Origin of the sequence: Streptomyces sp. NPDC058459 (assembly GCF_042721685.1) — a bacterium.
GTDB lineage: Bacteria > Actinomycetota > Actinomycetes > Streptomycetales > Streptomycetaceae > Streptomyces.
Map to the genome: position 1 here is coordinate 1 of NZ_JBHXLV010000244.1, position 9424 is coordinate 9424.

The following is a 9424-nucleotide window of genomic DNA, read 5'->3' on the forward strand; positions in this document are numbered from 1 at the left end:
GGCCAGCAGGTCACTGTGGTGCACCACGACCTCCAGCTCACCCGCCTCGCACGCGGCCAGCCGGTCGCGCAGATAGCCCTCGGCCCGGCCCCGCAGCGCGGGCCGCTCCTCGACGGCCGCGCCGACCCAGCCCCGCAGCCACTGCGCGGTGAGCGCCGCGTGCTCCGGGCCGAGCCGCCACGGGCTGGGGCTGACCCGTACGGTCGCGCCGTGCTCGGCGAACGCCTCGCCGGCCGCCGTGACCGCGTCCGGGCCGAGCAGGCCGCCCCGGCGCTGGTGGACGTTGAACGCCTCGGCCAGGTCGGCGTCGAGCGGGTCGGGGGACGCGAACTCGACGCGGCCGGCGACGGAGAGGGTGAGCAGCGCGGGGCTGCCCGCGCCCGCGCAGGCGGCGGCCAGCGTGTCGACCTCGGCGCGGGTGAGCACGTCGAGCAGCGCGGACGCCGTCACCAGCGAGGCGCCGGACAGCGCGTCCGGGGTGAGCCGCGCGACATCGCCGCGCCGCGTCTCGACGGTGACCCGGCTGCCGTCCGCGGCGGTGCGCGGGGAGGCGACGGCGGCGAAGTGCAGCAGGTAGGGGTCGCGGTCGTGCAGCACCCAGTGCTGGGCGCCGGCCAGCCGGGCCGCGAGCCAGCGGCCCATCGAGCCGGTGCCGCAGCCCAGGTCGTGGATCACCGATCCGGCTTCCTGGTGCGGGAGTTCGGCCAGCCGCTTGCCCAGCGGCTCCAGCAGCCCCAGGGCCCGCGCGTCCGCGTCGGCCGGTTCCCGCAGCTGGAGCCACTCGGGCGCGTACCGGGGCGCCTCGTCGGGCTCCCCCTCCCGCAGCCGTACGGTGGCCCGTTCGCCGGGGCGTCCGACCGGACCGGCGCCGGCGATGACGTCGGAGGTGCCGGGGTGTCCGGTGCCGTCGTCCACCCGGTGCTCCTGCTGTGCGGCGCGGTCGGTCATGCGGCCCTCCTGGGGGCGCCGGGGAGCCTGCCGAGGACCCCGGCGAGGCTGCGGGCGGTGGCGGCCCAGCCGCCGAGCGCGCTGCGGCGGCCGCGTGCGGCGGCCTTGAGCCGGCGGCGCACATCGGGCTCGCCGAACCAGCCGCGCAGTTCGGCGGCGATGGCGGCGGGGTCCTCCGGGGGTACGAGGATGCCGGGCACCCCGCCGTCGGGGGCGCGGCCGACCGCCTCGGGCAGCCCGCCCACGTCGGTGGCGATGACCGGGATGCCCCGGGCGAGGGCCTCGGTGACGGCCATGCCGTAGGTCTCGGCGTAGGAGGTGAGCACCAGGAGGTCGGCGGCGGCGTAGCTGGCGTCGAGGTCGGCGCCGGTGCGCGGGCCGGTGAGGTGCAGCCGGTCGGTGAGGCCGTACCGCTCGATCTGGGCACGCAGCGTGGCCACGTACTCCGGATCGGTGCCGAGGCCGCCGACCAGCGAGCAGGTCCAGGGCAGGTCCCGCACGGTGGCGAGGGCCTCGACCAGGCGGTGCTGGCCCTTGCGCGGGGTGACGGCGGCGACGCACACCAGATGGGAGCGGCCGTCGGTGCCGGGTGCGAGGGGCGCGATGTCGGCGCCGGGGGCGGCGAGGTGGACCCGGTCCGGGGCGAGGCCGTGGTGCGAGACGAGCCGGCGTACGGCCCAGTCGCTGGTGGCGATGATGGCGGGCACCGCGCGCAGCACGGCGCGTTCGCGGGCGTCGAGGTCGGCGGCGACGGCCGGGTCGAGTCCGGTCTCGTCGCCGAGCGGCAGATGGACGAGGACGGCGAGCCGGAGCCGCTCGGCCTCGGGGACGACGATCTCGGGCACCGCGCAGGCCACCAGGCCGTCCAGCAGCACCGCGGTGTCGTCGGGGAGCCCGGCGAGGGTGCGGGCGAGCGACTCGCGGGCGTCGGTGTCGGGGTCGGGCCAGGCGCCGGGGGCGGCGTGCCGGACGACCTGCCAGCCGAAGCCGGGGAGGTCGAGGCAGACCCGGCGGTCGTAGGCGTTGCCGCCGCTGGGGGCGGACAGGTCGTCGACGCCGCCGGGCATGACGAAGTGCACGGTGCGCAGCGACATGGGGATGATCCCGAGGTTCTCGGTGGCGAGGGACTGTGCGGGCACGTAGGCGAGGCGGGCCCGGTCCACGGTCAGGTCGCTCACAGGCCACGCTCGTAGCTCGCCCAGGCGACGTGGGACTCGTGCAGGGTCACCGAGAGCGCTGCCAGGCCCTTCGCGCCCTCGCCCAGGGCGCCCTTGGTGACGCGCTCGGCGAGCCGGTCGGCGATGACCTTGGCCAGGAACTCGGTGGAGGTGTTGACCCCGGCGAACTCGGGATCGTCGTCCAGGTTGCGGTAGTTCAGCTCGGCGGTGATGGCGCCGAGTTCCCGCGTGGCCAGGCCGATGTCGACCACGATGTTGTCCTCGTCCAGCTGCTCACGGCGGAAGGTGGCGTCCACCAGGAAGGTGGCGCCGTGCAGGCGCTGCGCGGGTCCGAACACGTCGCCGCGGAAGCTGTGGGCGATCATGATGTGATCGCGGACGGTGATGCTGAACAACGGACGACCCTCCAGGTGCGGTGCGTCTGGTCCCCCGAGGTTCCTTGCCGGGGGTTGCCGAGTAGTACGGCTCTTGGGTTACCCGTGTTCAGCCCTGTCTCACTCTTTTCTCAGGTCAGGCCGGGTCGGGGTACCGGACGCGGTGGCAGAGCGCGGGGATCTCCCCACTCGTCAGGCGGGGCATCAGCTCAGGGAGTTCGGCGAAGTCGCTCTCCCCGGTGATGAGCGCGTCCAGGGCCGGGTCGGCGAGCAGGTCCAGGGCGAGGGTCATCCGTTCGGCGTAACCGCGGCCGGGGCGGGCGGCCGGGGAGACGGTGCCGACCTGGCTGCCGCGCAGGGTGAGCCGGCGGGAGTGGAACGCCTCGCCGAGCGGCAGGGAGACGCGCCGGTCGCCGTACCAGCTCAGCTCCACGACGGTGCCCTCGGGGGCGAGGAGTTCCAGGGCGCGGGTCAGGCCCTGCTCGGTGGCGCTGGCGTGGATGACGAGGTCGCGCTCCCCGGTGGCGTCCTCGGGGGTGGCGAAGTCGACGCCGAGGGCCTCGGCGGTCGCGGCGCGGCCCGGGTCGGCGTCGACCAGCTGGAGCCGGATGCCGGGGAAGCGGGCCAGCAGGGCGGCGACCGAGCAGCCGATCATGCCGCCGCCGACCACGCTGATCCGGTCCCCGATCTGCGGGGCCGCGTCCCACAGGGCGTTCACGGCGGTCTCCACGGTCCCGGCGAGCACGGCCCGCGCGGCGGGCACCTCTTCGGGTACGACGGTCACGGCGCTCACCGGAACGACGTAACGGCTCTGGTGCGGGTGGAGACAGAAGACCGTACGGCCGGTCAGCGCGTCCGGCCCCCGCTCGACCACGCCGACGCTCAGATAGCCGTACTTCACGGGGCCGGGGAAGTCGCCCTCCTGGAACGGCGCCCGCATCACGTCGTGCTGGCTCGCCGGGACACCGCCGCGGAACACCAGGGTCTCGGTGCCCCGGCTGACCCCGGAGTACAGGGCACGCACCAGCACCTCGTCCTCGCCGGGCTCCCGGAGGGTGACGTCGCGCAGTTCGCCGTGGCCGGGTGAGCTGAGCCAGAACGCGCGGGCGGCGGGGTTCATCGTCATCCTCCTGAACGATCGGGAACTTGCTCACGTACCGAGAAGGGCACAGGCCGCGCACAGTACGCGGCCTTGATCGACTCTGTCACTCGGCCGGAGGATGCACGGTGGCCCTGAACAACACCTATGACGCGAGGCTCCAGCAGGAGACGGCTGTGGGAGCGGCCGTGCAGATCCTGCTGCTCGCCCTGCTCGGCACGGCCATCGGCTTGGGGGTGGCCGGCTGGCTGACGGGGCTCGCCTTCGCGTTCGCCACCTGGGCGGTGCTCTCGCGTGCCCTGCACCGCTCCGCGCTGCGCTCCTTCGGCCCGGCGAACCGCGTCACCCTCGGCCGGGCGACCCTGGTCGGCGGGGTCACCGCGCTGGTCGCGGACTCCTTCCGGAGCGCCCCGCCGGTCACCCTCCTGGTCAGCCTGACCGCCGTCGCCCTGCTCCTGGACGGCGTCGACGGCAAGGTCGCCCGCCGCACCGGCACCTCCAGCGCGCTGGGCGCCCGCTTCGACATGGAGGTGGACGCCTTCCTGATACTGGTCCTCAGCGTGTACGTCGCCACCCGGCTGGGCCCCTGGGTCCTCCTGATAGGCGGGATGCGCTACCTGTTCGTCGCGGCGGCCTACTTCGCCCCCTGGCTGAACGCACCCCTCCCCCCGTCCCTCGCCCGCAAGACGGTCGCCGCCCTCCAGGGCATAGCCCTCCTCATAGCCGGCTCGTCGCTCCTCTCCCACCCTGCCGCACTCGCCGTGGTCCTGCTGGCGCTGGGGTCGCTGGGGTGGTCGTTCGGGCGGGACGTGATGTGGCTGTGGCGTCACGGGCGGGCTACGGCGGTCACGCCGGAGGTCCGGCCGCAGGAGGCCGCGCCTCCGCAGATGGCGCCGCTGGAGCTTGAACTGGCGGCGCGGTGAGAGGTTGCCGCGGACGGAACAGTCCACAAGTCGGCGGCCGACTCCACCTTCGTGCGAGTCGGCCGCAGGGCACTGCTCCCATGCGTAGGGCAACTCACAGCCTGGCCAGGAACTCCGCCCACGCAGCGGAGGTCAGCGTCAGCATCGAGCGGCCCCGTGGGGGGCATTTGGAGTCGCGTACATGAACGGCTGCGGCTCTCGTCGCGACCTCGACACACTCGCCGCCCTCGCCGCTGCTGTAAGTACTCTTACGCCACACCAGCTCAGAAGGTTCCCAGACCCCGCCCACACGGTTCATCTTTCTCCCAGAAGCTTCTCTACGAACTCCAGCGAATCGCGTGGCGTCAGCGCCTGAGCTCGAAGGATGCCGTACTGCTCCTCGTGCTCACGCACCGAACCCCGGTCGCGGAAGAGGCGACTCTCCTTCTGCACCTCGACGTAGGCCATCCTCTGCCCCTGGACAGTCTCGATCAAGGTGAACGGCCCTGCGAGCGCGGCGTGCTCCTTCACCTCGGCGGGCATCACCTGGATCTCGACGTTTCGGCGCCCACCACGCAGCAGGATCTCCTCCAACTGTCCACGCCAGACGTTCCATCCGCCAATAGGACGCCGCAACATCATCTCCTCGATCACGAAGCTGATGGTCGGTAGCGGCTTGCGTTCGAAGACGTCCTGGCGAGCGAGCCGTGCGGCCACCCGCTGCGCGATGACATCCTCGTCCAACAAGGGTCGCCTGGCCCCGAACACCGCCCGCGCATACTCCTCCGTCTGCAACAACCCCGGCACAGCCTGGTTGGCATACACATGCAGCTCAACCGCCTCTTCCTCCAGCTTCGCCGCATCCCGGAAGAACGCCGGGTACCGCGTCCGGGCGACCTCCTCCTTCATCACCACGAGCAGGCCGCCGGCGTCCAGTACCTCGTCCGCCCGGTCGATGAACTCCGCCCTCGGGATGCGCCGCCCCAACTCCACCGAGGCGACCATGTCCTCGCCGTACCCGAGCAGTGTCCCCAACTCCGCCCGGGTCATCCCCTTCCGGGTCCGGAGCAGCCGCAACTGCCGCCCGAAGCACCGCAGGATGCCCGCCTCGCTCTCACCATGAGCCGTCATCGGTGACCTCACCTCACCCACCCGCACAGTGGCACCGGCCCGCCGCAGGCACCACACCCGTCGTCACTCACCGCTCACTGTAGGGACACGTGCCGTCGCCTTCACGACACTTGGCCCCCTCTCCCCCGTACCAGGTACGAGCCCCGCCCTCCCCGTGTACAGCAGCCGTCTGTACACGTACTGAACGCGGTGAGGGCGCTCCCGGTCGTGGGGAAGCACCTCCTGCGGAAGAACGTCATCAAGATCGGCATCCCGCTGGTCGGCGTTCCCCTCGCGGCGGTGCTGAACCACTACACGACGCTGCTCGCGGGCCGGCAGGCGCAGGCCGTCTTCCGCAATGAGGCTCGGGTGATCGAGATCGCCGACAATGAGGCGCTGCTGATGCGGCACCTGGTGCGGACGGTCCGGGAGCGACACCAGGTGGTCGACGAGGAACTCGCCGGCCTGGTCGGCATCGACCCCGCCGAGGTATGGCGGCGCATGGACACCGAGCTGGGGGATCTGAGCGGCCTCCTCGACGCGGCCGACCGGGTGGCCACGGTGGACGGCCCCTCAACGCGCGTGAGAAGGCCGTCATCGCCGAAATCCGGGATCACTGCCGCCCAGCCTGACACCCGGGGGCTCAGGCCGCGCGGCGCCCGAGCGCCCGGTGGGTGTCGATGATCTCCGCGTACCTGCGTCCGCTGGCCTTGATCGTGCGGGCCTGGGTGGCGTAGTCCACGTGGAAGAGGCCGAAGCGCTTGTCGTAGCCGTACGCCCACTCGAAGTTGTCCATCAGGGACCAGGCGAAGTAGCCCGCGAGCGGGGCGCCCTTGGCGGCGGCGGAGGCGCAGGCGGCGAGGTGGCTCTCCAGGTAGGCCCGGCGCTCGGGGTCGTCGACGGTGCCGTCCGGGCCGACCAGGTCGGGGAAGGACGAGCCGTTCTCGGTGACGTAGATCTTGCGGGCGCCGTACTCCTCGGTGAGCCGCAGCAGCAGGGTCTCGATGCCGCTCGCGTCGATCTCCCAGTCCATACCGGTACGCGGCACGCCCTCCCGGCGCACGGAACGGGCGTACGGGGCGGGCCCGTCGGGGTCGTCGGCGACATGGGCGGGCATGTAGTAGTTCAGGCCGAGCCAGTCCAGCGGGGTGGCGATGGTCTCCAAGTCGCCCGGTTTCTCCGGGAGTTCCACGCCGTACACCTCGACCATGTCGGCGGGGAAGCCCCGGCCGTGCACCGGGTCGAGCCACCAGCGGTTGACGTGGCCGTCCTGGCGGTGCGCGGCGGCCACGTCCTCGGGGCGGTCGGTGGCGGCGTGCACGGTGGACAGGTTGGTGACGATGCCGACCTCGGCGCCGGGCGCGGCGGCGCGGATCGCCCGGGTGGCGAGGCCGTGGCCGAGGAGCAGGTGGTAGGAGGCGCGTACGGCGGCGGTGAGGTCGGTCCAGCCGGGCGCCATCTTGCCTTCGAGGTGGCCGATCCAGGCGGAGCAGAGCGGCTCGTTGAGGGTGGCCCAGTGGGTGACGCGGTCCCCGAGGCGCTCGGCGACGGCCGAGGCGTACGCGGCGAAGTGCTCGGCGGTGTCCCGCTCAGGCCAGCCGCCCCGGTCCTGGAGCACCTGCGGGAGGTCCCAGTGGTAGAGGGTGACGGAGGGGGTGATGCCCGCCTCCAGCAGGGCGTCGGTCAACTCGTCGTAGAAGGCCAGCCCCTTGGCGTTGACCGGGCCGTCGCCGCCGGGCACCACACGCGGCCAGGCGACCGACAACCGGTACATGTCGACGCCCAGTTGGCGCAGCAGCCCGAGGTCGTCGCGCCAGCGGTGGTAGTGGTCGCAGGCGGTGTCGCCGTTGTCGTCGCCGTCGATCTTGCCCGGGGTGTGCGAGAAGGTGTCCCAGATCGACGGTGAGCGACCGTCCTCGGCGACGGCGCCCTCGATCTGGTACGCCGAAGTGGCCGTGCCCCACCGGAAGTTGTCCGGGAAGGCGGCGAGGTCGATGGGCTCGGACATGGAAGTCCCTTCGAGGTGCGGGGAGTCGGTCACTTGACGGCACCCGCCGTCAGTCCGGTGACGAGATAGCGCTGGAGCAGCAGGAACCCGGCGACCACGGGGACGCTCACCACGAGCGAGGCGGCCATGATCTGGTTCCAGTAGACGTCGTAGAGGGTGGAGTAGCCCTGGAGCCCGACGGCGAGGGTGCGGGTGGTGTCGTTGGTCATCACGGAGGCGAAGAGCACCTCTCCCCACGCGGTCATGAAGGCGTAGACGGCGACGGCGACGATGCCGGGCACCGCGGCGGGCACGACCACCCGGAACAGCGAGCCGAGCGGCCCGCAGCCGTCCACCAGCGCCGCCTCGTCGAGGTCGCGCGGCACCGAGTCGAAGTACCCGATCAGCATCCAGATGGAGAACGGCAGCGAGAAGGTCAGGTACGTCAGGATCAGCCCGGCGCGCGAGCCGAACAACGCGATCCCGGTGGCGTTGCCGATGTTGATGTAGATCAGGAACAGCGGGAGCAGGAAGAGGATGCCGGGGAACATCTGCGTGGACAGCACGGTGACCGTGAAGACGCGCTTGCCCCGGAAGTCGTACCGGCTGACGGCGTAGGCCGCGAAGACGGCGATGACGACCGAGCAGATCGTGGCCGAGCCCGCGACGATGAGCGAGTTCACGAAGTACCGGGCGAGCGGCACGGTGGACCAGATGTCGATGTACGGCCGGATCGTCAGCCGGCTCGGCAGCCAGCGGAACTTGTCGGTGACGTCGGCGAGCGGCTTCAGCGAGCTGGAGACCATCACGTAGACGGGCAGCAGGACGAAGCCGGTGAGCAGGGTGAGGAAGATCCGGCGGGACCACAGGAACGAACGGGGCGGCGCCATGGGTGAGAAGTCAGCCATTTCCGGCCCTCCTTCCGCGTGAGGTGAACAGCAGGTATCCGCCGGTCACGGCCAGCAGGAAGAGCAGCAGCAGGACGGACATGGCGGAGCCGGTACCGAAGTCCCAGGTGAGGAAGGTCGTCTGGTAGATGTGTACGGAGATCAGGTCGGCGGCCTCGGGTGCCGCCCGGCCGAACAGGACGTAGGGCGTGTTGAAGTCGTTGAACGTCCAGAGGAACAGCACCAGGACCAGTACCTGGTTGACCGGGCGCAGCGAGGGCAGCGTGATCCGGCGGAGCTGCTGCCACATCCCGGCGCCGTCCAGGGCGGCGGCTTCGTAGAGTTCGCGCGGGATGTTCTGGAGGCCGGCCATCACGATGAGGAAGGCGAACGGCCAGCCCTTCCACACCGAGACGGTGAGCAGGGCGTAGAAGCTGTTGTCGCCGATGAGCCAGAAGGACGGCTTGTCGGTGAGGTGCAGCTGGTCGTGCAGGACGTGGTTCACCAGGCCGTTGTCGTGCTGGAACATGAACACCCAGGTGATGACGGCCGCGTAGACCGGCAGCGCGTACGGCACCAGGAACAGGGCGCGCAGCAGGCCCCGGCCCCGGAAGGTGTCCTGCATGAAGACGGCGGCGGCGGTGCCGAGCGCCCAGCACAGGGCGACCGAGAGCAGGGTGAAGCCGACGGTGACGGCGAACGAGTGCAGCAGCGCCTCGCCGGCCGGGGCGTCGAAGTCCACGGCCACGCGGTAGTTGCGCAGCCCGGTCCAGGGGGCGTGGCTCCAGTCGCGCAGGGTGAAGCGGGTGATGGCCCGGAAGCTCATCAGGGTGCCGATGACCATCGGGACCAGATGGACGAGGAGTTCGAAGACCAGGGCGGGCAGCAGGAGCAGGTACGGGAGCGCGGTGCGGCGGGACCGCCCGGTGCGGCGCGGGC

11 protein-coding genes are annotated in these 9424 nt (G+C 71.8%); 2 read left to right on the forward strand and 9 right to left on the reverse strand.

What is annotated here, in order from left to right; translation table 11 throughout:
* The 4 genes from ACFWN1_RS29165 to ACFWN1_RS29180 form a co-directional block, all read right to left on the reverse strand.
* On the reverse strand, positions 1–948 hold a 948-nt coding region (locus tag ACFWN1_RS29165; RefSeq protein ID WP_384368352.1), incomplete at its 3' end, for a methyltransferase domain-containing protein.
* Positions 945–2126, reverse strand: coding sequence for a glycosyltransferase family 4 protein (locus ACFWN1_RS29170; RefSeq protein ID WP_384368355.1), 1182 nt, complete (start codon positions 2124–2126; stop codon positions 945–947). The genes ACFWN1_RS29170 and ACFWN1_RS29165, both read right to left, overlap by 4 nt.
* Positions 2123–2521 (reverse strand): 6-pyruvoyl tetrahydropterin synthase family protein, encoded by a 399-nt coding sequence (locus ACFWN1_RS29175; RefSeq protein WP_384368358.1) that lies wholly within the window; start codon positions 2519–2521, stop codon positions 2123–2125. Before ACFWN1_RS29175 ends, ACFWN1_RS29170 begins: the two co-directional genes overlap by 4 nt.
* A gap of 115 nt (positions 2522–2636) precedes the next feature.
* Positions 2637–3620, reverse strand: coding sequence for a dehydrogenase (locus ACFWN1_RS29180; RefSeq protein ID WP_384368361.1), 984 nt, complete (start codon positions 3618–3620; stop codon positions 2637–2639).
* Between the two features lie 107 nt (positions 3621–3727).
* Here ACFWN1_RS29180 and ACFWN1_RS29185 point away from each other — a divergent pair, with 107 nt between their 5' ends.
* Positions 3728–4522, forward strand: coding sequence for a CDP-alcohol phosphatidyltransferase family protein (locus tag ACFWN1_RS29185; protein ID WP_384368363.1), 795 nt, complete (start codon positions 3728–3730; stop codon positions 4520–4522).
* A gap of 94 nt (positions 4523–4616) precedes the next feature.
* Here the strand turns inward: ACFWN1_RS29185 and ACFWN1_RS29190 are convergent, their stop codons facing one another.
* Positions 4617–4820, reverse strand: a complete 204-nt coding sequence (locus tag ACFWN1_RS29190; protein WP_384368366.1) for a DUF397 domain-containing protein — start codon at positions 4818–4820, stop codon at positions 4617–4619.
* A complete protein-coding gene (locus ACFWN1_RS29195) occupies positions 4817–5632 on the reverse strand; it encodes a Scr1 family TA system antitoxin-like transcriptional regulator (protein WP_384368378.1) in 816 nt (271 codons plus the stop codon). Before ACFWN1_RS29195 ends, ACFWN1_RS29190 begins: the two co-directional genes overlap by 4 nt.
* Positions 5633–5839: 207 nt before the next feature.
* Here ACFWN1_RS29195 and ACFWN1_RS29200 point away from each other — a divergent pair, with 207 nt between their 5' ends.
* On the forward strand, positions 5840–6295 hold the full coding sequence (locus ACFWN1_RS29200; RefSeq protein WP_384368369.1) for a hypothetical protein: 456 nt from the start codon (positions 5840–5842) through the stop codon (positions 6293–6295).
* Here ACFWN1_RS29200 and ACFWN1_RS29205 read toward each other — a convergent pair.
* The 3 genes from ACFWN1_RS29205 to ACFWN1_RS29215 form a co-directional block, all read right to left on the reverse strand.
* Positions 6255–7619 carry a GH1 family beta-glucosidase gene (locus tag ACFWN1_RS29205; protein WP_384368372.1) on the reverse strand — a complete coding sequence of 455 codons (1365 nt, stop codon included), beginning with the start codon at positions 7617–7619 and terminating at the stop codon, positions 6255–6257. The genes ACFWN1_RS29200 and ACFWN1_RS29205 overlap by 41 nt on opposite strands.
* A gap of 29 nt (positions 7620–7648) precedes the next feature.
* A complete protein-coding gene (locus ACFWN1_RS29210; protein ID WP_384368381.1) occupies positions 7649–8488 on the reverse strand; it encodes a carbohydrate ABC transporter permease in 840 nt (279 codons plus the stop codon).
* A gap of 10 nt (positions 8489–8498) precedes the next feature.
* The coding region (locus ACFWN1_RS29215) for a carbohydrate ABC transporter permease (RefSeq protein ID WP_384368375.1) at positions 8499–9424 on the reverse strand (926 nt) is incomplete at its 5' end.

Bases quoted from the DNA above. Each gene is read 5' to 3' on its own strand.
- ACFWN1_RS29190 (WP_384368366.1), bottom strand. From the start codon at position 4,820: ATGAACCGTGTGGGCGGGGTCTGGGAACCTTCTGAGCTGGTGTGGCGT.
- ACFWN1_RS29205 (WP_384368372.1), bottom strand. From the start codon at position 7,619: ATGTCCGAGCCCATCGACCTCGCCGCCTTCCCGGACAACTTCCGGTGG.
- ACFWN1_RS29210 (WP_384368381.1), bottom strand. From the start codon at position 8,488: ATGGCGCCGCCCCGTTCGTTCCTGTGGTCCCGCCGGATCTTCCTCACC.
- ACFWN1_RS29180 (WP_384368361.1), bottom strand. From the start codon at position 3,620: ATGAACCCCGCCGCCCGCGCGTTCTGGCTCAGCTCACCCGGCCACGGC.
- ACFWN1_RS29195 (WP_384368378.1), bottom strand. From the start codon at position 5,632: ATGACGGCTCATGGTGAGAGCGAGGCGGGCATCCTGCGGTGCTTCGGG.